The sequence below is a fragment of the Streptomyces venezuelae genome (assembly GCF_008642315.1).
Taxonomy (GTDB): domain Bacteria; phylum Actinomycetota; class Actinomycetes; order Streptomycetales; family Streptomycetaceae; genus Streptomyces; species Streptomyces venezuelae_D.
The window spans coordinates 6,720,634-6,741,556 of sequence record NZ_CP029192.1 but is presented as its reverse complement, the minus strand read 5'-3'; the positions used below and the strand labels follow the sequence as shown (position 1 = coordinate 6,741,556).

General features: G+C 72.9%; 21 protein-coding genes. 10 read left to right on the top strand and 11 right to left on the bottom strand.

From position 1 onward, the window contains the following. Window positions 1-10: 10 nt before the first annotated feature. A complete protein-coding gene (locus DEJ48_RS29640) occupies window positions 11-859 on the bottom strand; it encodes a methyltransferase domain-containing protein (protein WP_150219261.1) in 849 nt (282 codons plus the stop codon). Window positions 860-1,005: 146 nt separating this feature from the next. Between DEJ48_RS29640 and DEJ48_RS29635 the strand changes: the two genes are divergently transcribed. Then, complete coding sequence (locus DEJ48_RS29635) at window positions 1,006-2,151, top strand: magnesium and cobalt transport protein CorA (protein ID WP_150219260.1); 1,146 nt, start codon at window positions 1,006-1,008, stop codon at window positions 2,149-2,151. Window positions 2,152-2,205: 54 nt separating this feature from the next. On the opposite strand, the gene DEJ48_RS29630 is transcribed toward DEJ48_RS29635, so the two are convergent. Both DEJ48_RS29630 and DEJ48_RS29625 read right to left on the bottom strand, forming a co-directional pair. Then, the gene (locus tag DEJ48_RS29630; protein ID WP_150219259.1) at window positions 2,206-2,625 is read right to left on the bottom strand and encodes a CBS domain-containing protein; all 420 of its coding nucleotides are present in this window, start codon (window positions 2,623-2,625) and stop codon (window positions 2,206-2,208) included. Between the two features lie 110 nt (window positions 2,626-2,735). Continuing rightward, window positions 2,736-3,377 carry a uridine kinase gene (locus tag DEJ48_RS29625; protein WP_150219258.1) on the bottom strand — a complete coding sequence of 214 codons (642 nt, stop codon included), beginning with the start codon at window positions 3,375-3,377 and terminating at the stop codon, window positions 2,736-2,738. 59 nt (window positions 3,378-3,436) lie between these two features. On the opposite strand from DEJ48_RS29625, the gene DEJ48_RS29620 reads away from it, so the two are divergent. Both DEJ48_RS29620 and DEJ48_RS29615 read left to right on the top strand, forming a co-directional pair. After that, the gene (locus tag DEJ48_RS29620) at window positions 3,437-4,111 is read left to right on the top strand and encodes a DUF2293 domain-containing protein (protein ID WP_150219257.1); all 675 of its coding nucleotides are present in this window, start codon (window positions 3,437-3,439) and stop codon (window positions 4,109-4,111) included. A 185-nt stretch (window positions 4,112-4,296) separates the two neighbouring features. Then, window positions 4,297-4,776, top strand: coding sequence for a DUF1772 domain-containing protein (locus DEJ48_RS29615; RefSeq protein WP_150219256.1), 480 nt, complete (start codon window positions 4,297-4,299; stop codon window positions 4,774-4,776). A 27-nt stretch (window positions 4,777-4,803) separates the two neighbouring features. On the opposite strand, the gene DEJ48_RS29610 is transcribed toward DEJ48_RS29615, so the two are convergent. Genes DEJ48_RS29610 through DEJ48_RS29600 form a run of 3 tightly spaced genes read right to left on the bottom strand, consistent with a single transcriptional unit; the run spans window position 4,804 to window position 6,819 of the window. After that, a complete protein-coding gene (locus tag DEJ48_RS29610; RefSeq protein WP_150219255.1) occupies window positions 4,804-5,601 on the bottom strand; it encodes an SAM-dependent methyltransferase in 798 nt (265 codons plus the stop codon). Window positions 5,602-5,638: 37 nt separating this feature from the next. Continuing rightward, window positions 5,639-5,956 carry a DUF397 domain-containing protein gene (locus tag DEJ48_RS29605; protein ID WP_150219254.1) on the bottom strand — a complete coding sequence of 106 codons (318 nt, stop codon included), beginning with the start codon at window positions 5,954-5,956 and terminating at the stop codon, window positions 5,639-5,641. Between the two features lie 2 nt (window positions 5,957-5,958). Then, window positions 5,959-6,819 (bottom strand): helix-turn-helix domain-containing protein, encoded by an 861-nt coding sequence (locus tag DEJ48_RS29600; RefSeq protein WP_150219253.1) that lies wholly within the window; start codon window positions 6,817-6,819, stop codon window positions 5,959-5,961. Between the two features lie 158 nt (window positions 6,820-6,977). On the opposite strand from DEJ48_RS29600, the gene DEJ48_RS29595 reads away from it, so the two are divergent. Both DEJ48_RS29595 and DEJ48_RS29590 read left to right on the top strand, forming a co-directional pair. Next, the gene (locus DEJ48_RS29595; protein ID WP_223832249.1) at window positions 6,978-7,487 is read left to right on the top strand and encodes an ATP-binding protein; all 510 of its coding nucleotides are present in this window, start codon (window positions 6,978-6,980) and stop codon (window positions 7,485-7,487) included. 80 nt (window positions 7,488-7,567) lie between these two features. Continuing rightward, complete coding sequence (locus DEJ48_RS29590) at window positions 7,568-7,990, top strand: hypothetical protein (RefSeq protein ID WP_223832248.1); 423 nt, start codon at window positions 7,568-7,570, stop codon at window positions 7,988-7,990. A 436-nt stretch (window positions 7,991-8,426) separates the two neighbouring features. On the opposite strand, the gene DEJ48_RS29580 is transcribed toward DEJ48_RS29590, so the two are convergent. The 3 genes from DEJ48_RS29580 to DEJ48_RS29570 all read right to left on the bottom strand — a co-directional run bounded on the left by DEJ48_RS29580 (window position 8,427) and on the right by DEJ48_RS29570 (window position 11,919). Beyond that, on the bottom strand, window positions 8,427-9,110 hold the full coding sequence (locus tag DEJ48_RS29580) for a DUF899 domain-containing protein (RefSeq protein ID WP_150219250.1): 684 nt from the start codon (window positions 9,108-9,110) through the stop codon (window positions 8,427-8,429). Window positions 9,111-9,222: 112 nt separating this feature from the next. Further along, window positions 9,223-10,464, bottom strand: coding sequence for a cytochrome P450 family protein (locus DEJ48_RS29575; RefSeq protein WP_150219249.1), 1,242 nt, complete (start codon window positions 10,462-10,464; stop codon window positions 9,223-9,225). 24 nt (window positions 10,465-10,488) lie between these two features. Further along, window positions 10,489-11,919: an amidohydrolase gene (locus tag DEJ48_RS29570; RefSeq protein WP_150219248.1), complete on the bottom strand. Its 1,431-nt coding sequence runs from the start codon at window positions 11,917-11,919 to the stop codon at window positions 10,489-10,491. 113 nt (window positions 11,920-12,032) lie between these two features. Here DEJ48_RS29570 and DEJ48_RS29565 point away from each other — a divergent pair, with 113 nt between their 5' ends. From DEJ48_RS29565 to DEJ48_RS29545, 5 genes are all read left to right on the top strand, one after another. Beyond that, window positions 12,033-12,989: an endonuclease/exonuclease/phosphatase family protein gene (locus tag DEJ48_RS29565; RefSeq protein WP_150219247.1), complete on the top strand. Its 957-nt coding sequence runs from the start codon at window positions 12,033-12,035 to the stop codon at window positions 12,987-12,989. A 186-nt stretch (window positions 12,990-13,175) separates the two neighbouring features. Further along, a complete protein-coding gene (locus DEJ48_RS29560; RefSeq protein WP_150219246.1) occupies window positions 13,176-13,772 on the top strand; it encodes an FABP family protein in 597 nt (198 codons plus the stop codon). Beyond that, the gene (locus DEJ48_RS29555; protein WP_150219245.1) at window positions 13,769-14,404 is read left to right on the top strand and encodes a 2'-5' RNA ligase family protein; all 636 of its coding nucleotides are present in this window, start codon (window positions 13,769-13,771) and stop codon (window positions 14,402-14,404) included. Before DEJ48_RS29560 ends, DEJ48_RS29555 begins: the two co-directional genes overlap by 4 nt. Window positions 14,405-14,490: 86 nt before the next feature. Then, a complete protein-coding gene (locus DEJ48_RS29550; RefSeq protein ID WP_150219244.1) occupies window positions 14,491-14,988 on the top strand; it encodes a DUF3574 domain-containing protein in 498 nt (165 codons plus the stop codon). 56 nt (window positions 14,989-15,044) lie between these two features. After that, window positions 15,045-15,629: a DUF4291 domain-containing protein gene (locus DEJ48_RS29545; protein WP_150219243.1), complete on the top strand. Its 585-nt coding sequence runs from the start codon at window positions 15,045-15,047 to the stop codon at window positions 15,627-15,629. A 1-nt stretch (window position 15,630) separates the two neighbouring features. Here the strand turns inward: DEJ48_RS29545 and DEJ48_RS40475 are convergent, their stop codons facing one another. Both DEJ48_RS40475 and DEJ48_RS29530 read right to left on the bottom strand, forming a co-directional pair. Continuing rightward, a complete protein-coding gene (locus tag DEJ48_RS40475; RefSeq protein ID WP_223832247.1) occupies window positions 15,631-17,550 on the bottom strand; it encodes an SWIM zinc finger family protein in 1,920 nt (639 codons plus the stop codon). A gap of 122 nt (window positions 17,551-17,672) precedes the next feature. Then, window positions 17,673-20,648: a DEAD/DEAH box helicase gene (locus tag DEJ48_RS29530; protein WP_150219242.1), complete on the bottom strand. Its 2,976-nt coding sequence runs from the start codon at window positions 20,646-20,648 to the stop codon at window positions 17,673-17,675. Window positions 20,649-20,923 lie beyond the last annotated feature (275 nt).

The window sequence follows — 20,923 nt, the reverse complement described above, 5'->3', positions numbered from 1 at the left end:
CCCGCCCCCCCTACGCCTTTCTGCCCCAGGCCGACACCAAGGGTGCCGTCGCCAGGTCCAAGGTGCCCGTCGCCACCGTCGACACGTGGTGGTCGATGTCCTCGGACGTGGCCAGGCCCGCCGCGGTGAGGTCGGGGCGCAGGTGCTGGAGCGTCGCCGCTTCCAGCGCCGCGGCGGCCGGGGAGGCCAGTGGGAAGTACACGTCGGACGCCACCTGACGCAGACCCGCGTCGCGCAGGAGGCGGGGCAGCCTGCGTCCGTACGCGAGGTCCGTGCCCCGCTCTGTGAGAAGCGCGTGCACCCCTCGGCGCAGCCGGTTCGCGGCCTCCTGGGCGGGCCCGTGCTCGTCGGGGCAGGCCAGCGGCTGGAGCGCGAAGTCCGGTTCCTCGACGAGGAGCCTGCCGCCGGGCCGCAGCGCCCTGAGCATCGACGCCAGCGCCCGCTCCCGGTCGGCCACGTCGGCCAGCACGAGCCGCGCGTGCACGAGGTCGAAGCCACCGACGGGCGGCGGGTCGGCCGCGATGTCGTGGATCCGCACCTCCAGGGGCGAGCGCGCGGCACGCGTCTGCCAGGAGATGTCGATGTCGGTCGCGAGGACCCGTCCCGTGGGCCCGACCCGCTTGGCGAGCCAGGAGATCACGGACGTGCCACCCGCCCCGACCTCCCAGCAGCGCCAGCCCGGCCCGATGCCGAGGCGCTCGGCGTGTCCGAAGGTCGTGGTGTCGAAGAGCGCGGCGAAGGCGTCGGAGCACGACCGCGCCCCTGACGACCCGGAGTCGGAGAGCTGACGGTGGTCGGAGAGCGCACGGGGACCTGGGTACTGCCGGGGGTCGAGGAGGTGACCGTCGATTCGCGTCATGCCGCGATCATCCCAGTTGTCCCGCTTGCTCCCGGGAGGCAGAACCGGACAATCCGGAACGGAGTCCTCCGTTCCCCCAGGCCTTCGCGTGCCGTCGCGCCGTACTGGCAGACTGGCACGCCAAATCGTCGGTGCGAGGAGCCCACATGTCGATGGCAGGCAATCTGCGCAAGGTGACCGGCCTGCGCAAGGTCGGCGGTCTGCGCGGGGTCGGCGGCCTCCGTAAGGTCGCGCGGCTTGCCCGCCGCGGAACGCGTGTCGATTTGAGCCACCCGGCCCGCTCCCCGCTGGGTTCGTCGGTGGTGAACTGCGTGACGTACCGGGACGGTGTGCGCCAGCCGCCCGGCCGCGACCTGGTCGATTCGGTGGAGCGCATCCGCAGGACCGGTGACGGCTTCGTCTGGCTGGGACTGCACGAGCCGACGGAGGAGGAGTTCGCCGACATCGCCGACCTCTTCGGACTGCACCCCCTCGCCGTCGAGGACGCGGTCCACGCGCACCAGCGCCCGAAGGTGGAGCGGTACGACCAGACGCTGTTCGCCGTCTTCAAGACGGTCTGCTACGTGGAACACACCGAACTGACCGCCACCAGCGAGGTGGTGGACACCGGCGAGATCATGGTCTTCGTCGGCCGGGACTTCGTCATCACGGTCCGGCACGGCCGGCACGGCTCGCTCGGCCCGATGCGCGAAGAGCTCGAATCCTCGCCCGAGCAGCTCGCCCAGGGCCCGGCCGCGGTGCTGCACGCCCTCGCGGACCACGTCGTGGACGGCTATCTGGAGGCGACCGACGCCGTGCAGTCGGACATCGACCAGGTGGAGACCGACGTGTTCGCCCCGGACGGCGCCCGGACCGACCCCGGCCGCATCTACCAGCTCAAGCGTGAACTGCTCGAACTGAAGCGGGCGGTGGTGCCGCTCGGCCGCCCCCTCCAGGTGCTCGCCACGCAGCCGATGCGCGTCATCGCCCCGGAGATACAGGCGTATTTCCGGGACGTCGACGACCACCTGAAGCGGGCCACCGAACAGATCGCCGCCTTCGACGAACTGCTGAACTCGATCCTCCAGGCGCATCTGGCCCAGGTGACGGTCTCGCAGAACGAGGACATGCGGAAGATCACCGCGTGGGCGGCGGTCATCGCAGTCCCCACGATGGTCTGCGGCATGTACGGCATGAACTTCGACCACATGCCGGAGCTGCACTGGCGGTTCGGCTATCCGCTGGTCATGTCCTTGATCGCGGTGGCCTGTGTGGCGCTGTACCGCGGCTTCCGGAGGAACGGCTGGCTCTGAGGCGGACCCCCCGCCGTCCGTCCCGCTCCCCCGGCCGTCCCGCTCCCCTCGACGTCACCCCTTGGCGTACACGCTCTCGACCCAGCCCGCGAGCTGGTCGTCGGTGAGGTGGACCGCCAGGTCGGCCTCGCTGATCATGCCGACGAGCCGCTTGTTCTCGATCACCGGCAGCCGGCGGATCCGGTGGCCCTGCATCTCCCGCAGGACCGCGTCGACGTCGGCGCCCGAGTCGATCCAGCGCGGGGTGCCCTTGGCCATCTCGCCCGCGGTGATCCGGGACGGGTCGTGCCCCATCGCCACACAGCCGATGACGATGTCGCGGTCGGTGAGGATGCCGCAGAGCCGTTCGTTCTCGTCGCTGATGGGCAGGGCGCCCACGTCGAGTTCACGCATCAGCTGCGCGGCGCGGTCCAGGGTCTCGTGCTTCGGGATCCACTGGGCACCCCGGTGCATGATGTCTCCGGCGGTGGTCATCACTGCCTCCGTTGCCGGGCGGTGTGCGGAGCGGCGACGCGAGGGCGCGCCTGGTCCCGGCCCACCCATTGTCACGGCGGGCCGACGGGCACGCATCCGGAGTGCTGCCCTCACTCCCGCCACGCGGGGTGGCGCGGATCGTCCGCGCGTACCACCACGTCAGCCGCCGCCGCGGGGTCGACCTCCGACTCGTACCGCTCGAAGGCCGGCAGCGTCCACCGCTCGCCCTCCGGCGTGCGGCGCGCCAGGGCGCCCGGCGAGAGCCGCACGTGCAGGGTCAGGTCGAACGGGAACCAGTGGCCGAGGAGCAGCGGGCCGTGCAGCAACAGCACGCCGCCGGGCGGCAGCCGCACGTACGGGCTGCGGGTCGCCCGGTCGGCCACCGGGTCCCACAGGTCGGGCAGGACGCGTCCCGTGCCGCCGGGGTCGAGCGGGCCGAAGACCTCGCGCCACAGGGCGCCGGTGTCGAACCACCCGCTGTAGTACGCCTCCACGTCCTCGTGGCCGTACTCGAACCGCAGCGACGCGGGCCGCAGGAAACCCTCCGTGCCGACCACCAGGGCGCTCCGCCCCCGCAGCCGCAGCGCGTCGGCCACCCGGTGCGCCAGCTCGCCGGTGCCGCCCGCCCCGTCGGCGGGCGCCCCGTCGACGGCGACGCGCGGCCAGGAGCCCCCGTCGGCCGGTTTCAGGTCGAGCAGGCGGTCGGCGAGCGTGTCGGCCAGTCGTTCCCAGGTGATCGGTTCGAGTCGCACGGGCCCATGATGCAGAACGGCGCCGCTTCGCGGGGACCGGCCCCGGGGATGAACCGGGCATGGCGAGCCCACCCGACCCTCCCGCCGGACCTCTGGTCGTCCAGCCGTTGAAGCGGCGGTGCTGCGCGGAGTGCGGCGCAGGACCGCTCCCGCTGCTCGCCCTGGAGGGCGGCGAGCCACGCTGCCTGGACTGCGCCGACCTCGGGCACCTCGTGTACCTGCCGCGCGGCGACACCGCGCTCACCCGTCGGGCCCGCGAGGGCAGCGGCCTCTCGGCGGTCGTCGTCCGTTTCCACCGCCGCCGCGGCCGGTACGAGCGGCAGGGCGTCCTCGTCGAGGAGACCGCGCTGGCCCGCGCCGAGGAGCGCTGCCTCGCGGACGCGGAGGCCCGGGCGCGGCGCCGGGTCAGGGACGCGCCGCGCCGGGCCGCGGAGGACGTGCGGTTCACGGCGGCGTTCGCCGCGGAGATCCACCGGCTCTTCCCCGGCTGCCCCCTGGACCGCGCCCACGCCATCGCCGCGCACGCGTCGGTGCGGGGCAGCGGCCGGGTCGGGCGGAGCGCGGCGGGGCGGGCCCTGTCGAAGAGCGCGGTGACGGCGGCGGTCACGGCGGCGGTACGCCACACGGCCACGCCCTACGACGAGCTGCTGATGAGCGGAGTGCCCCGCGGGGAGGCGCGGCGCCGGATCGCCGCCGCGGTCCAGTCGACCCTGCGCGCCTGGCGCGAGCCTTGAGGCCCGATCCGGGGTCACAACCGGAATCCGATCCGTGCGAGACGACGGCGCATGCGGCCGCGAGCGTCGCGTATGGCATTCGTCGACCCGTGGCAATTGACTTGTGGTGACGGGGCGCCGCCCTGGAGGATCACTCGCCCCGCCCGCCATCGGGCGCAACCGCCCCAGTCCCCACGGGAGTTGTCATGATCGACGGACCGTACTTCGTGCTCACCGTGCTCGGGGCGCTCGCCTGCGGCCTCGCCGCCGGAGTCTTCGCCGCGTTCTCGACCTTCGTGATGAAGGGCCTCGCCGCGCTGCCTCCGGCCCAGGGCATCGCCGCGATGAACCGCATCAACGTCTCCGCGGTCACCCCGGCCTTCATGGCCATCTTCCTGGGGGCGACGGGGCTGTGCGTGGTGCTGGCCGTCGTGACGTTCGTGCTCTGGCCCGACGAGGGCACCTTCGAGCTGCTGCTCGGCAGCGCGCTCTACGTCGTCGGCTCGTTCGGGGTGACCGTCGTGGCGAACATTCCGCGCAACGACGCCCTCGCGAAGGTGGACCCGGACAGCGCGGAAGGCGCCGCGTACTGGCGTACGTACGTCAGCGAGTGGACCGTGTGGAACCACGTCCGCACGGGCGCGTCGCTCGCCGCGACGGCCGCCTTCATCCTGGCCCTCACCTGACCTGGTCCGACCGAGGGCCGGGCGGCATCAGGGCTTGCGCGCCACCGCTCCGTACCCCGGTGTGGGGCCGTTCTCCGACTCCGGTGTCCACTCGCCCAGTTCCGGTTTCCAGCGGTCGAGGACCGCCACGCCGGGCACCACCAGCTCGTACTTCTCGAAGAAGCGTTCCACCTCGGCCTGCGAGCGCAGCGCCAGCGTCAGACCGCGCGCCTTGTAGAGCTCGCCGGCCTCTTTCGCCGTCTCCGGGGTGAAGTCGGCCGTGCCGTGCGACAGCATCAGGTGGCTGCCGGCGGGCAGCGCCCGCATCAGCCGCTCCACCAGCTCGTACGCGCCGTCCTCGTCCGCGACGAAGTGCAGCAGCGCGACCAGGCACAGGGCGACGGGCCGTTCGAGGTCGAGGACCTTCGAGGCCTCTTCGAGGATCCTCTCCGGCTCGCGGAAGTCCGCCTGGATGTACTCGGTGACGCCCTGCGGCGTCGAGCGCAGCAGCGCCTCCGCGTGGGCGAGGACGATGGGGTCGTTGTCGCAGTAGACGATCCGGGATTCGGGGGCGATGCCCTGGGCGATCTGGTGGAGGTTCGGCTCGGTCGGTATGCCGGTGCCGATGTCCAGGAACTGCCGTACGCCCTGGGAGGCGAGCCAGCGCGTGGCGCGCTGCATGAACGCGCGGTTGGCCCGCGCCGTCGTCAGGACCCGGCCGTCCATGGCGACGAGCTGCCGGCCCATCTCCTCGTCCACGGGGTAGTTGTCCTTGCCCCCGAGGAACCAGTCGTACATCCGCGCGGGGTGCGGCTTGCTGGTGTCGATGTACGACGAGTCGGTCATGCGAACTCCAAGCGGGGGCGAGGGAGGCGGACGGCGGCTACGACAGCAGGAAGTCCGCCTCGCCGGCCTTCGCGCCCTGGATGAACGCGTGGATCTCCCCGTAGGTGTAGATGAGCGCGGGACCGTCGGGGTCGGCGGACTGGCGCACGGCGACGCGTCCGTCGTCCAGCTTCATGGCTTCCAGGCAGTTGCCGCCGTTGCCGCCGCTCCAGGGCTTGTGCCAGCCCTCGGTGCCCAGGTCGCGGGCGGGCATGCCGTTGTAGATCCGGGACTCCCTGATCTCGCTGCGCGAGTCGTCGCGGGCCCCGGGTGAACGCGGACCGGCAGGGCGCGTTCCGGATCGGTGTCGGTCCATGTTCACAGCTCCTTGCGGAGGTCCCGGAGGAGCTCCTTCGTGCGTTGTGCGGTGGCGGCCTGCGCCGCCATGCGGTCCATGACCTCGAGGTGGGTCGCCACCTCTGTGCGCGCGTCGAGGTAGACGGCGCCGGTCAGGTACTCGCTGTAGACCATGTCGGGCAGCTCCGCCATGGCGAAGCGGAAGAGCACGAACGGTCCGAACGTGCCGGGATGCGGGCCCGCCGCGAAGGTCGCGACCTGCAGGGTGACATGGGGCAGTTCGGCGGCTTCGAGGAGCCGGTCGACCTGGTCCCGCATCAGGTCCGCGTCGCCGACGGGCCTGCGCAGCGCGGTCTCGTCCATCACCACCCACAGGCGGGGCGCGTCCGCACGCGTGAGCAGCGCCTGACGCTCCATCCGGAGCGCCACGTACCGCTCGATGTCCGCGGGCCGGGTCTGGCCGATGGCGCCGGAGCGCATCACCGCGCGCGCGTACTCCTCGGTCTGCAGGAGTCCCGGCACGAAGTGGGGTTCGTACGACCTGATGAGGCTCGCGGCCCCCTCCAGGCTGACGTACATGCTGAACCAGTTCGGCAGGATGTCGTGGAAGCGCTGCCACCAGCCGGGCTTGTTGGCCTCTTCGGCGAGCATGACGAAGGCGTCCGCCTCGTCGTCCGCGACTCCGTACGACTTCAGGAGCAGCTGGAGATACGGGATCTTCAGCGCGACCTCGGCCGTCTCCATCCGGCGGACGGTGGCCGGGGCGACGCGCAGGATCTTCGCCGCCTCCTCGCGTTTCAGGCCCGCGCTCTCGCGCAGGTCCTGCAGGCGACGACCGAGAACGACCTGGCCGACGGTCGGCGCGGACCGCGGTTCGCTCACGTCTCCTACCTCCACCTGACTCCGCGTTGCCTCAACTCACACCGCACCGCGAGCTGTAGCGAGCAGTGTGCCATGTGCCGTCTCGGAGGAACACGCCACTGTGCACTTTTCAGAGTGGGTCTTGCCAAGGTGTTCTGGGCGGGGCGATAGTGGAGAGCGTGACTCCGCCCGCGCCGTTACGAACCGAAGCCACCGAAGGCCGTCCTGGCGATCTCGCCGAGGCGTTGCCCGAGGGCGCCGAGGTCTGCGTCAGTTTCGCCCTCGCACCTCGTCCGGGCTCCGTCGCACAGGCCAGACGCCTGATGCGGACGCAGCTGGACGGGTGGGCGGTGCGCGACGACGACGCCTGCGACGCGGCGGCACTCGTTCTCTCCGAATTGGTCACCAATGCCGTGGTGCACACCGCGAGCCGGCGGATCATCTGCGAGCTCTGCGCGGATTCGGAGAAGCTGCGAATAGCCGTACGTGACGAGGGCTGCGGTTCAGGGATGCCGCGCCCGGTGCACAGGGGGGCCGACGATGAGCACGGGAGGGGATTGCTTCTCGTCGACGCGGTGAGCAGCGCGTGGGGCGTCCACGACGCGGGGCCCGATTTCGGGCGCACGGTGTGGGCGGAGTTGCGGCGGACGACGTCATCGGTGACGACGGCAGCGGCGGCGTACGCGTAAAGGCACAGAACGGAACGATCGAGCGTGGCAGCAGCAGTGGCACGGGCGGGGGGCATGTGAGCGCGGGTACGGTGCGGCCGTTGGACTTGAACACCTTGGTCCGTCTGTCGCGACGGCGGCAGCGCGCCGGGAGACGACCGGCGCCACGACCCCTGCGGCTCGACCTGCCCGAGGGGATGACCGAGCCGCTCGGCTGCGACGCGGTGGCGGTGCCCGCGGCGCTGGGACCCGGACTGATGTCCCGGCTGCCCCGGGTGGGGTGCGTGTACGAGGACGGAGCGCGGTGGTGGTGGATCGTACCGGCGGACTCCGACGTGGCCATGGAATGGCCCGCGCCGGCCGCGTACTCGGCGGGGGCGGTGGTCCGGGACGCGGACCGTCGTCCGGTGCTCATCAACCGTCCTGCGGACGACGTTCCCTATACGCCGCCGATTCCCCTGTATCTGGCGCTGTGCCGGGTCACGGGGACGGTGCCGGGGTGGTCCCGGGCCCTCACGGTGTAGCCGCTCCGTGTCCGCGGGTGCGTGGGGGCTCGTCGCGCAGTTCCCGGCGCCCCCGGGTCGGCCGGTGCACTCGGCGGCGGGACGCACCAGCCCCCGTGCCAGGCTGCCACTGCCACCGTCTCGGGTACGCGCACGATCACCAGGAAGGCGTCCGACGCGAGATCCATGACGACCTCGGCGGGCTGGCCCTCCTGCCGCCGGTCCCGCGCGAACTCCTCCGCGGGCCACGAGCCGCGCGGTCCGCCCGCGGGAAAACGTTCCAGTACCACTCGACCGTTCATCATGATCCCTGTCCCCCGTCGTCGTTCCGTTGCGCGCGCCGTTCTCGCGTGCGCCGTATCGAAGAGAACGCGTGGGACGGTCCCATGGATGCGCGACGTGACGGAATCGAGACGGAGTCGGGGCATTTCCCAGGGTTTTCCCCGGGGGGAACTCCTCAGTCGTCGTACTCGTCGTGGTATCGCACCCGTGGGCTGCCTGCCGGTGCCCCGTACACCGAGGCACGCCCCGCGGGCTGCTCCCACTCCTCCTGCCGGCCCAGCGCGGTGAGGTCGAGGAGGCTCGTCGTGGAGCCGATGCCGTCCAGGCCGCGGGCGAACGTCGCGTACGTGTGGAAGATCCGGTCGCCGTACCGCAGGAAGCAGTTGATCGCGGGCACGTCGTGCGGCTCGTCGGGCGAGGACGCCAGGAAGTCGTAGTTGAAGTCGCCGCCGTTGGTCGAGTACCAGGGCACCGTCCAGCCCATCCGCGCCTTGAACGTCAGCAGCTTGGTGAACGGCGCGCGGGAGACCGCGACGAAGTTCGTGTTCCGGGCCCGCAGGTGAGCGAGGTGCCCGATCTGGTCGAGGAACCCGGAGCAGCTGCGGCAGCCCGCGTCCCATTCGGGCGCGAACATGAAGTGGTAGACGACCAGTTGGTCCCTGCCGTCGAACAGGTCGAGCAGGGTCGCCTTCCCGTCGTAACCGTCGAAGTAGTACTCCTTGTCGACCTCGACCATCGGCAGCCCGCGCCGCTCGGCGTTGAGCGCGTCCCGCGCGCGGGTTGCGGCCTTCTCCTTGGCCAGCAACTCCTCACGCGCGGTGAGCCACTCCTCGCGCGTGACGATGTCCGGAAGTCCCATGGTGTGTCTCCTCCACCCGTCGGGCGCGTACGTCTTCGATACGTCTGCGAAGGGTGGACCGACGGGCTTCGCGGAACTCATCGCTCGCGGGCGAAGAAGTTCCGGAGAACTTTCAGAGCGTCACGGGAAGTTCACGCAGACCCCTGGAACGCAGCGACGGGCGCCACCTGATCTCGTCCCTGGGGACGGCGAGGGCGAGGCGCGGGAAGCGTTCGACGAGGGCGCCGACCGCGATCTCGGTCTCCAGCCGGGCCAGGGGCGCGCCGAGGCAGTGGTGGATGCCGTGGCCGAGGGCGACGTGCCCCGCGGTGGCCCGGTCGAGGTCGAGGCGGCCGGGGTCGGGAAAACGGCCGGGGTCGCGGTTGGCGGAGCCGAGCGACAGCAGCACGGTCTCGCCCGCGGGCACGGTGACGCCCGCGATCGTGATGTCCTCCACGGGGAAGCGGCGGATGGCGAGGGGCGCGGGCCCGTCGTAGCGCTGGAACTCCTCGACGGCCGCGGGGAGTCGGGCGGGATCGGCCCGCAGGGCGGCGAGCTGCTCCGGGTGGTCGAGGAGGGCGAGGACGGCGTTGCCGATGAGGTGGACGGTGTTCTCGTACCCGGCGAAGAGGATGAGGAAGGCGAGCGACATCAGCTCGTCCTCGCTCAGCCGGTCCCCCGCGTCCCGGACGGCGATCAGGTCGGAGAGGAGGTCGTCGGCGGGGTGCTGCCGCTTGTCGGCGAGGAGCCCGGTGAAGAAGCCGAGCATCGCGACGACGGCGTGCTTCGTCCTCTCCGGGTGCGCGGGGTCGGGTGACAGGAGGGCGTCGGTCCACTCCCGGAAGTCGCGCCGGCTGCCGTCCGGCACGCCGAGGAGGTCGCAGATGACGGTGATGGGCAGCGGCGCGGCGTACGCGGCGACGAGGTCGGCGCGGCCGAGCGGCTCGACGGCGTCGAGGAGTGCGTCGGCCGTACGCCGGACGGGAGCACGCAGCTGCTCGACGCGGCGCCGGGTGAAGGCCCGGCCGACCAGGCTCCGGACGCGGGTGTGGTCCGGCGGGTCCATGTTGAGGAGGTTCGCGTCGAGTGCGGGCGGCAGCGCGAGCCCTCGGTAACCGCCGGGCAGCGCATGGCTCTTGTCGAGCGAGAGCAGCGGGTTCGCGAGGGCCTCGCGGACGTCGTCGTACCGGGTGACGAGCCAGGCGGGTTTGCCGTCGGTGCCGGCGATCCGGTGCACGGGGGCGGTGTCGCGGAGCGGTGCGTACGTGCCGTAGGGGTCGTCGACGATGCCGTGGGCCGGGTCCTGGTGTGCGGGCTCATCCTGGGGGCCGGGGGTCGAAATCGGGGTCGGGGTCCCGTGGGTGCTCGTCGCCATGCGTCCCACTCTAGGCAGCCGCCGCTACCCCTCGTACTCCTGGATCCGCTTCCCGTGGCTGCGGTCGACGAGTTCGGGCAGCAGGCCGCTCAACTCGCCCACGACGGCCGCTACATCGAGGGTCAGCAACTCGCGGTCGTGCATGAGGACCCGTCCGGCCACGATGGTCGTGCGTACGTCGCCGGAGCGGGCGCTGTGCACGAGCGTGGCCGCGAGGTCGTGCACGGGCTGGGTGTGCGGACCCGTCAGGTCGACGAGGATGAGATCGGCCCGCCGCCCCGCCGCGAGGCTGCCGATCTCCTCCCCGAGCCCGACGGCCCGCGCGCTCTGCAAGGTGGCGTGGTCCAGGGCCTGGCGGGCGGTGAGCCAGGTGGGATCGCGCTCCACGGACTTCTGGACGAGCGCGGTGAGCGTCATGGACTCCCACACGTCGAGGGTGTTGTTGGACGCGGCGCCGTCCGTGGCCAGGCCGACCGGGACGCCCGCGTCCCGCAGAGCCCGTACGGGTGTCGTGTCCCAGCCGAACTTCAGGTAGCCGCGGGGCGCGGAGGCGACGGCGACGCGGCCCCCGGTGCGTTCCGCGGCCCGGCGCAGGACGGGCAGGTCACGGGCGGTGTCGAGGCCGGTGACGTGGGCGAGCAGCACGTCGGTGCCGGCGTCGAGGAGGCCCGCGCGTTCCAGGATCTCGATGGGGGTGCGGCCGTGGCGGGCCAGGCTGTTGTCGGTCTGCTCCCGGTTCTCGGCGGCGTGGATGTGGACCAGGAGGCCGTGCTGACGGGCGAGTTCGGCGGTGGCGGCGAGGTCGGACTCGTCGACGGTGTAAGGGGCGTGCGGGGCGAGGCAGGTGGTGACGCGTCCGCCCGCCGCGCCCTGCTGCCGAAGCGCGAAGTCGAGGGAGGCGGCGCGGCCTTCGGGGCCCTGCGTGCTGAAGTAGGCCTGGCCGAGGACGGCGCGCAGGCCGCTCTCGTCGGTGGCGGCGGCGACCTCGTCCATCGCGAAGTAGTGGTCGGCGAAGGTGGTGACGCCGGCGCGGATCATCTCGGCGCAGGCGAGCCGCGCGCCGAGCCCGACGACGCGCTCGGTGAGGTTGGACTCGACGGGCCAGATCCAGTCGTTGAACCACGTGTGCGCGGGCAGGTCCTCGGCGAGGCCGCGCAGGGCGACCATCGGCGTGTGGGTGTGGCAGTTGATGAGGCCGGGGAGGGCGAGGGTGCCGCGAGCGTCGATGTGTGCGGCGGGGGCGGGACCGTCCCCCGGGCCGGGGCCGCCTGCGGTGACCGAGGTGATGATTCCGTCGCGTACGGCGATCGTCGCGTCCTCGACGAAGACGATCTCCCCTCGCGGATCGTGGGTCAGCGCGGTGCAGCCGATGATGACGAGGTCGGCGGGGCCGTCGGGACCTTCGGGGCCGGGCGTGATGAGTCCGTCGGGTCCGGGCGCGGGAGGCGGCGTCATCTTTTCAAGGTAGTGCGAGTGCGCATCCGGCAGCCCTGTCGCGGGGACGGTTTCGCGGGCACGCTGGCCCCACCCGCCGATCGGCCGAGGGGACACGGACCAGGGAGTCGGCGATGATCATCGGCACGTGGAACCTGGAGAACCTCTATCGCCCCGGCGGGCAGTTCGGCCCCAAGGACAAGGCCGCGTACGAGGCGAAGCTGGCCTCGCTCGCGGCGACGATCACCGCGTTGGGGCCGAGCGTTCTCGGGGTGCAGGAGGTCGGCGACCCGGCGGCGCTCGACGATCTGGCTGGCCTGCTGGAGGGCACCTGGCACGTCACGCTGTCGCAGCACGCGGACGAGCGCGGGATACGGGTCGGCTTCCTCACCAGCCTCCCCGTCTTCGTCGTCGCCGACGAGGTCGGCTTCCCGGAGCCGGTGCGGCCGGTGCAGGTCGACGACTCGGGCCGGACGGCGGCGCGGGCCGGGCGGGGCGTCCTCGCGGTGACGGTGTCGACGCGGGCGTTCTTCTTCGACGCGGTCGTGTGCCACCTCAAGTCGAAGCTGCTGTCGTACCCCGGCGGGCGCTTCTTCCCGCACGGCGAGGGGGAGCGCGCGCGGTACGGCGCGTACGCCCTGAACCGCCGCGCGGCCGAGGCCACGGTGGTGCGCGCGGTCGCCGACGAGCGGCTGCGGGGCGACGGGCGGGAGCACGGGGTCGCCGTGCTCGGGGACCTCAACGACGAGGTCGGGGCCGCGACGACGCAGATCCTGCTCGGCCCGCCCGGCTCCGAGATCGGCACGCCGGGCTTCGACCGCCCGGACAAGGGCGACGCGACGCGGCTGTGGAACGTCGCACCGCTGATCCCGGCCGACCAGCGCTTCTCCCGCATCCACGCGGGCCGCCGCGAACTCATCGACCACGCGCTGGTGAGCCGCGGCCTGATGGACCAGGTCCGCGGCGCGGGCACGGGCGCGCCGGGCGCCGCGGCGAGCGCGCTGCCGTCGGTGGAGGACGGGGATCCGGGGGTACGGAGGGACGCGCCGGGGTCGGACCACGCGCCGGTGTGGATACGGATTCAGCCTTAGGGGACGGTGCGGGGCGCGGGACGCCCGGGGGCGTTTGCGGGGTGACGCACGTGAGTCGGGGGGACGCACGTGGGCCGAGGTGACGCACGTGGGTCCGGGTGACGCACGTGGGTCGGGGCCGAACGGGAGCCCTAAGCTTCGCCCAGTCACCTCACCCGTCGCCGCCCGCCCTCAGGAGCCCCCACCGTGTTCGACCCCGCCCCGGAGCACCCGTCCTCGGCCTCGTCCTCATCCTCGGCGCCGTCCCCGTTCCCGTACCCGTACCCCGAGAGCCACAGCAGTGACTCCGAGGCGGCGCCCGCCCCGCACGCGCTGCTCGCGCCCGTGCTCGGACTGCTGGGCCGGTGGAGCGGCCGGGGCCGGGGCGAGTACCCGACGCTGCCCGCTGACTTCACGTACGCGCAGGAGGTGACGTTCAGCCACGACGGCAGGCCCTTCCTCCGCTACGAGGCGCGGGCCTGGCTGCTCGACGCCGACGACGCCCCGCTGCGCCCCGCGGCGCGGGAGAGCGGCTGGTGGCGGCTGCAGCCCGACGGCCGGATCGAGGCTCTGGTCACCCAGCCCACCGGCATCGCGGAGATCGCGGTCGGCTACGCGGCCGACGGCACGGTCGACCTCTCCACGCACGACGTGGCGCTCACCCCCACCGCCAAGAACGTCACGGCGACCCGCCGCCGCTACACGCTGACCGACGACGGCACGCTCACCTTCACCCACGACATGGCCGCGGTGGACCAGCCGTTGCAGCACCACCTCTCGGCACACCTGCGCCCCACGAAGTGAGCACGGAGACACACGAACGCACGCGCGCGGAGGAAGCCCGGGCGGCGAGCACGGGGGCGGCGGACTCGGACGGCTGGCCCGACCTCCCCGGCGACACGGCCCTCACGATCCGCATCCCCGAGGCGAACCCCTTGGTACGGGCCGGTTTCCCCGCCCACGTGACCGTGCTCTACCCGTTCCTCAACGAGTCCCGCTTCACCCCGGGCACCCACGCCGACCTGACGGACCTCTTCGCCGCCCACCCCGCGTTCACCCTCACGTTCGACGAATTCCGCCGCTACCCGGGCGTCCTGTACCTCGCCCCGACCCCCGAGACCCCCGTGCGCGCCCTCACCCGGTCCCTCACGGCCCGCTGGCCGGAGGCGCTCCCCTACCGCGGTGTCTTCACCCCACCCCTGGCCCCCCACCTCACCCTGGCGAACGACGAGGGCCCGGAAACCTACGAGGCGGCCTACGACACCCTGCAGTCCCAACTGGCCCCGTCCCTCCCCCTGACCAGCCACGTGGACACCGTCCACCTGATCGTGACGGACGGCCCGGGGAAGGGTTGGCGGGACCTCAGGACCTACCGGCTGGGGACGGGCCGGGTGTCACACCCGCGTGAAACCAACCGAGGGCCAAACAGGCCATAACGCAGGAATAAGGGCATCGGGCGCTCGCGGGTCCGCTACGGTTTGCCGCCGTCCGAACCCCCCTGCTCGTCGGAAAGGGAACCCCCATGGCCCTCACCCTCCCCCGCCTCTCCGGCACCCGCCTCGCCGTGGCCGCCGTGGCGACCACCGTGCTGGCCGTCGGCGCCCCCGCCGCCTACGCCTCACTGGACGACGAAGCGAAGTCCGCACCGTCCGCGTCCTCGTCGGTCGCCGCGTCCACCGTCGCCCGTGGCAAGCCCTTCACCGAGACGCGGCTCTTCTTCGGCACGGAACGCCCCGACGGCGGGCCCGCCGTGACGGACAAGCAGTTCATGGCCTTCATCGACAAGGAGGTCACGCCGGGCTTCCCCGACGGGCTGACCATCCAGAACGGGCGCGGCCAGTGGCGCGACTCCAACGGCAAGATCGAGCGGGAGCGGTCGTACGAGCTGATCCTCCTGTACCCGACGCCCGAGGCGCCCAAGCGGGACGTCCAGATCGAGGAGATCCGCAGCGACTACGAGAAGAAGTTCGCGCAGGACTCGGTGGCGCGGCTGGACGAGCGGACCCGGGTCGACTTCTGACCGACGGGGCGAAATTCGCTGGCGCACCGTCACCGGCGGCCGCAGGCTGAGCTCCTGTGAACCACCATATCCGTGCCCTGCACACCGACAAGACGATCACCGTCTACCAGGCGTACGCCCCCGCACTCGGCCTCCCCGCGGCCCGCACCGGGCGGTTTCCCGCCGCCTGGAAGCGGGACCGCATGACGTGGATCAAGCCGTCGTTCCTGTGGATGATGTACCGCTGCGGCTGGGCGACCAAGGAGGACCAACAGACGGTCCTGGCCGTCGAGATCACCCGCGAGGGCTTCGACTGGGCACTTCGCAACGCGTGCCTCTCCCACTACGTTCGCGGTCTCCACGCCGATCAGGCCGCGTGGAAGCGCGAGTTGCGCCGCTCCCCCGCCCGCGTCCAGTGGGACCCGGAGCGCGACCTGCACCTCAACGCCCTCCCCTGCCGCAGCCTCCAACTGGGCCTCTCCGGCGAGGCGTCCCGCAGCTTCGCGGACGAGTGGACGGTCTCGATCACCGACGTCACCGACCGCGCGCGGGAGATCCACGGGCTCGTACGGGACGGGGAGGAGGAGGCGGCGGCGCGGCTGCTGCCGGAGGAGCGCCCGTACCCGGCGGGCGACGAGCTCCTGGCGCACCTCCAGGCCTGATCTACGCCTCCGCCACGCCGGCCAGCGCCCCCACTGGGTCGACGTCCGCCTCCCCTTCGGGCCACCAGTCGTCGCCGCCCGGCTCGCTCCGGTACGGGTACCAGCGGCCGTCCGTCCCGTAGCGGAGCTGGATCGTGCCTTCCGCGTTGGTGAGCTGGTTGCGGTGGATCGTCATCCGGGGCAGGTCGGCGGCGACCAGGGCGCCGCGGGCCCGGTCGAAGGGGCCCGCCGGCGGGTCCCAGGGGGATTCCAGGGTCGCCAACCCCTCCTCGCCGCCCTGTCGCCAGGCCGCCGCCGCGCGGGACAGGTCCGCGGGGGTGTGTCCCACCGACCTTGCCAGTTCGGCGAACTGACGGCTGAAGGTGCGGCGACCCGTGAGGCCCGGGTGCGAGGCGGCGAGACGGACGGCATCGTGCCAGGGAGAGTCGTCCCCCGGGAACGGAAACGGATTCGCTCGTGCGCCCGTGCCCGCGCCGACCTCCGCCGTGAGGAACGTGTGGGCCCGGCGCGCCGCGTCCGTGATCAGGAACTCCAGCGCCGTCGGGTCCGGGGCACCGGGGAGCGCGGGAAGGACCGGCGCCTCCCCCGGATGGGACGGCGGCGCGAGCGGGGCGGGCAACGGAGACGGATACGCCGTATCGAGCGCCTCACGGGCCAGGACGCCGGGGAGGACGGGGGCGTCGTCGCCGGGGTGTGACCGCTGTCCCCCGGACGCGACCGGGCCGCCGTCCGAGACAGGCTGAAGTGCGGCGTGCGGCAACGGGCCGCCACTTGGAGGCGCGTGGCGTGCCTTGCGAAGCACGGGGTCGCTGCTCGAAGGCGCGTGCGGTGTTCCGGGAAGGGCAGGGTCGCCATCCCGGGACGGCTGGTCTCCACCGGGCAGGGTGGGGCCACCGTCCGGGGGCCGCTGGTCTCCACCGGGCAGGGTGGCGCCGCCATCCGGGGCCCGCTGATCCCCGCCAGGCAGGATGGCGCCACCGTCCGGGGGCCGCTGATCTCCACCGGGCAGGATGGCGCCACCATCCGGGGCCCGCTGATCTCCGCCAGGGAGCGCCGGCTCGCCCTCTGGATGTGGCTGGCGTTCGCCGGGGGGCGTCTGGCGAGCGGCCTCCGCCATGGACCTCCGTGTCTTCTCCGCGTCCGCCGCGCGGCGCTCTCCGGCCGCCTCCACGTCCGCGACGCCCCGCTCTCCGGCCGCCTCCCCCTCCACGCCTCGGTGCTGCCCAGTCGTCGCGGGCTCCGCGTCCCGGCGCTCCCGCATGACCGCCACCCCCCGGAGCTCGTCCGTAGTCCCCGCCCCGCGCAGCGCCTCCGCCGCCTCCGCCGCTCCCCTCCGGGCGTTCCTGCGTGACAGTTCGTCCAGGAGGTCCTGTTCCTCGCCGCCTCGCAGCAGCAGGAGAACGAAGGGGTCCGCGTCCAGGAGGCGGGCCGTCTGGTAGGCGAGGGCCGCCGCGTGTTTGCAGGGGTGGCCCCGGTCGGGGCACGTACAGGAAGGGGAGAGTTCACGGGCGCCGGGGAGGAGCGGGACGTCCGCCCGGTCCGCCGCGTCGGCCAGCGCGTGCGGCATCTCCTGGTCCAACAGCGCGGCGATGCGCGCGGGATCCGTGGCGACCACGTCGAGGAAGCGGTCCCAGTGTTCGGGAAGCATCGTCCGCAGGCGGATCTCCGCGCGGTACGGCCGCGGACGGTTGCCGTGGACGTACGCGACGATGCGGCCCGGCGCGACGGTGATCGTGTCGACCGCGCCGTCGCGCGCGTACGTACGGCCGCGGGCCAGCCGCGCCTGGTCCAGGGCGCTCTCCTCCAGCGCGTCGACCCACGCGTTGCCCCACCAGGACGTGGCGAAGGGCGCCGCGGGATCGGGGTGCTTCGGCAGGGCGGGGAAGACGCGGCCGCTGCCCATGCGGCTCGTCTCGCTCATGCCGCTGGCCCAGCCGAGCCCACCACCCCGTCCCGAACCACCACCCCGCAACGAACCACCGCCCCGTCCCGAGCCACCACCCCGCACCGGCCCACCACCCCGTCCCGAACCGCCCCGCGGCATCATGCCGCCCTCCTCAGTGCGACCAGGTCCGCCAGTTCCGCGTCGGACAGTTCCGTGAGCGCCGCCTCGCCGCCGTCACCGAGCACCGCGTCCGCCAACGCCTGCTTGGCCGCGAGGAGTTCGGCGATGCGGTCCTCGACCGTGCCCTCGGTGATCAGTCGGTGGACCTGGACCGGCTGGGTCTGCCCGATGCGGTAGGCGCGGTCGGTGGCCTGCTCCTCGACGGCCGGGTTCCACCAGCGGTCGTAGTGGATCACGTGGCCCGCCCGGGTCAGGTTCAGGCCCGTGCCGGCCGCCTTCAGGGAGAGCAGGAAGACCGGGACCTCGCCCGACTGGAAGCGGTCCACCATCTCCTCGCGGCGCGCGACCGGCGTACCGCCGTGCAGGAGCTGGGAGGCGATGCCGCGCGCGGAGAGGTGCGCCTCCAGGAGGCGTGCCATCTCCACGTACTGCGTGAAGATCAGGACGGCGCCCGCGCTCTCCGACTCGGCGAGGATCGTGTCGAGGAGCTCGTCGAGGAGTTCCAGCTTGCCCGAGCGCGGGCGGCCCGTCCGGGTCGTGAGCATGCCGTCCTTCAGATACTGCGCCGGGTGGTTGCAGATCTGCTTGAGCGCCATCAGCAGCTTCATGACGAGGCCGCGCCGCGCCATGCCGTCCGACGCCTCGATGCGGGCGAGGGTCTCGCGCACCACCGCCTCGTACAGCGAGGTCTGTTCGCGGGTGAGGGTCACCGGGTGGTCGGTCTCCGTCTTCGGCGGGAGCTCCGGCGCGATGCCGGGGTCCGATTTCTTGCGGCGCAGGAGGAAGGGACGGACCAGGCGGGCGAGGCGGTCCAGCGCTTCGTCGTCCGCTCCGGACCCTGACGGGTCGCCGCCCTCCACCAGGCGTGCGTGGCGGGCCCGGAACGCCTTCAGGGGGCCGAGCAGACCCGGTGTCGTCCAGTCGAGCAGCGCCCACAGCTCGGAGAGGTTGTTCTCGACGGGGGTGCCGGTGAGCGCGACACGCGCCGGGGAGGGGATCGTGCGCAGCGCCTTCGCCGTCGCCGCGTACGGATTCTTGACGTGCTGTGCCTCGTCCGCGACGACGAGACCCCATGTCCGGGCGGCCAGTTCGGGCGCGCTCGTGCGCATCGTGCCGTACGTGGTGAGGACGAAGCCGCCGGTCAGGCCGGTCAGGGTGCGGCCCGTGCCGTGGAAGCGGCGGACCGGCTCGCCGGGCGCGAACCGTTCGATCTCGCGCTGCCAGTTGCCGAGCAGCGAGGCCGGGCAGACGACGAGCGTCGGTGCCCCGGAACCACCGTCCCGCGCGCGGTGCAGGTGCAGGGCGATGACCGTGATCGTCTTGCCGAGGCCCATGTCGTCGGCGAGGCAGCCGCCGAGGCCGAGGGAGGTCATGCGGTCGAGCCAGGCGAGACCCTTGAGCTGGTAGTCACGGAGGGTCGCGTGCAGGCCCGGCGGCGGGGCCGGTACGTCGAGGTCTCCCGTCACGCGGTCGCGCAGCCGCGCCAGCGCGCCGACCGGCACGGCGGGCACCTGCTCGCCGTCCACCTCGGCGGTGCCGGTCAGCGCGACCGACAGGGCGTCCACCGGGTCGAGCAGGCCGAGGTCCCGCTTGCGCGCCTTGCGGACGAGTTCGGGGTCGACGAGGACCCATTGGTCCCGGAGCCGGACGACCGGGCGGTGCGCCTCCGCGAGGATGTCGAGCTCCGCCTCGGTCAGCGGGTCGTCCACCTGGTCGCCGAGCGCCAACTGCCAGCGGAATTCGAGGAGTTCCTCGGTCTTGAAGAAGTCGAAGTTGTCGGCCGCGGTACCGGGGGCGGGGCGGACGACGGCGGTGGCGGTGAGGCCCCGGGTCAGCTCCCTGGGCCAGTGGACGGCCACGCCCGCCGCGGCGAGGCGGCCGGCCGCGGCGCCCAGGAGGTCGTACAACTCGTCCTCGCCCAGCGGGAGTACGTCGGGGCGCGGGCGTTCCAGGAGCCTGCCGAGCGGAGGCCACACGCGGGCGGCGCGGCGCAGCGCGAGGAGGGTGTCGACGCGGGCGCGCGGCCCGAAGTGGTCGGTGCCGGCCCAGAGCTCCGGCACGTCCGCGACGAGCGCGGGGTCGGCGAGGCTGTGCACCTGCACGACAGCGGCGGCGGGGCCGGCGACGGAGGGACGGACCTCCGCGCGGGCGGCCCCCGTGTCGCCGCCATCCCCGTCGGCGACATCCTCCCGGGAGCCCTCGCCCCCGTCGGCCCGGTCGCCCCCGTCGAACACATCGTGCGCCTGCAGGTCGAGGCGCAGCGACACGCGTACCCCCGCGTCCATCCCGGCGGCCACCTCGGCCGCCCACTCCCGGGCGCCCGGGAGGTGCTGCGGCTCGCGCGCGGCGAAGGGCGCGCCGACCGCGTGCGCGGCGGCCGGGGTGCGGGGCAGGGCGTCGAGCACCGCGTCCACGAAGGCTCTGAGCAGGGCGAACGGCTGCGGGAGCAGCAAGGGGCCCGTGCCGCGCCGGGGCAGCGGCACCGCGTGGGCCTCCGCGGGGAGCGCCGCGGCGATCGCGCGCAGGTGGACGACGTCGGCCTCGTCCAGCGGCCCGGCCCGCCACGCGTCCACGTCTCCCGGGGTCAGCCCGGGCAGCAGCCTGCCCCGCGCCGCCAGGTGCAGCGCATGCCGGGCGGCGGCGCCCCAGCAGGCCACCGCCGGGTGCGGACGCTCGGCACCGAGCAGCAGCGGCACCGCTTCGGCGACCGGCAGGAACAGCGCGGGCACGGTACGGCTCCGCGCGCCCTTGCCGTGTTTGCGGGCGACGACGAGGTCACCCCGCACGCCGATGTCGACCTCCGGCCCGCCCCCCGGGTCCGGGTTCCAGAAAGCGACCCGACCTTCCCGCGGCACCTCCGCCGGAAGGAAGACGGCAGCGCACGACCGCACGAGAGCGGCACGGGCGCGTACGAGAGCGGCGTCGCCACCGGCGTCCGGCACCACGGCCCCCATCGTCACCACCGCCTAGCTCAGCCCCTGCTCACGCACCTGTCACTCGTGCTCGCCACCCTAGGCGAGGCCACTGACAACGCCGCCGCAACCGGCCGCCACCTCGAACCGGAACCCCGCCGACGCCCGGCCAGTACCCCGCCAGCACCCTGGCCCCCACACGCACCACCCGCCCCACATGAACACTGGCAGGAAACTTTCCTAACAATAATTCATCCCGAGTTATTGACGCGCACATGCCGCATCGCCAGGATTCCGGATTGACGGTTCGGCACCCC

Excerpts from the sequence above, each read along its gene's own strand:
- DEJ48_RS40475 (WP_223832247.1), bottom strand. The coding sequence starts at position 17,550 with ATGAGCGAGACGAGCCGCATGGGCAGCGGCCGCGTCTTCCCCGCCCTG.
- DEJ48_RS29620 (WP_150219257.1), top strand. The coding sequence starts at position 3,437 with ATGGCGAGCCCACCCGACCCTCCCGCCGGACCTCTGGTCGTCCAGCCG.
- DEJ48_RS29570 (WP_150219248.1), bottom strand. The coding sequence starts at position 11,919 with ATGACGCCGCCTCCCGCGCCCGGACCCGACGGACTCATCACGCCCGGC.
- DEJ48_RS29565 (WP_150219247.1), top strand. The coding sequence starts at position 12,033 with ATGATCATCGGCACGTGGAACCTGGAGAACCTCTATCGCCCCGGCGGG.
- DEJ48_RS29530 (WP_150219242.1), bottom strand. The coding sequence starts at position 20,648 with ATGGGGGCCGTGGTGCCGGACGCCGGTGGCGACGCCGCTCTCGTACGC.
- DEJ48_RS29580 (WP_150219250.1), bottom strand. The coding sequence starts at position 9,110 with ATGGGACTTCCGGACATCGTCACGCGCGAGGAGTGGCTCACCGCGCGT.
- DEJ48_RS29575 (WP_150219249.1), bottom strand. The coding sequence starts at position 10,464 with ATGGCGACGAGCACCCACGGGACCCCGACCCCGATTTCGACCCCCGGC.
- DEJ48_RS29610 (WP_150219255.1), bottom strand. The coding sequence starts at position 5,601 with ATGACCGACTCGTCGTACATCGACACCAGCAAGCCGCACCCCGCGCGG.
- DEJ48_RS29635 (WP_150219260.1), top strand. The coding sequence starts at position 1,006 with ATGTCGATGGCAGGCAATCTGCGCAAGGTGACCGGCCTGCGCAAGGTC.
- DEJ48_RS29640 (WP_150219261.1), bottom strand. The coding sequence starts at position 859 with ATGACGCGAATCGACGGTCACCTCCTCGACCCCCGGCAGTACCCAGGT.
- DEJ48_RS29550 (WP_150219244.1), top strand. The coding sequence starts at position 14,491 with ATGGCCCTCACCCTCCCCCGCCTCTCCGGCACCCGCCTCGCCGTGGCC.
- DEJ48_RS29605 (WP_150219254.1), bottom strand. The coding sequence starts at position 5,956 with ATGGACCGACACCGATCCGGAACGCGCCCTGCCGGTCCGCGTTCACCC.
- DEJ48_RS29630 (WP_150219259.1), bottom strand. The coding sequence starts at position 2,625 with ATGACCACCGCCGGAGACATCATGCACCGGGGTGCCCAGTGGATCCCG.
- DEJ48_RS29615 (WP_150219256.1), top strand. The coding sequence starts at position 4,297 with ATGATCGACGGACCGTACTTCGTGCTCACCGTGCTCGGGGCGCTCGCC.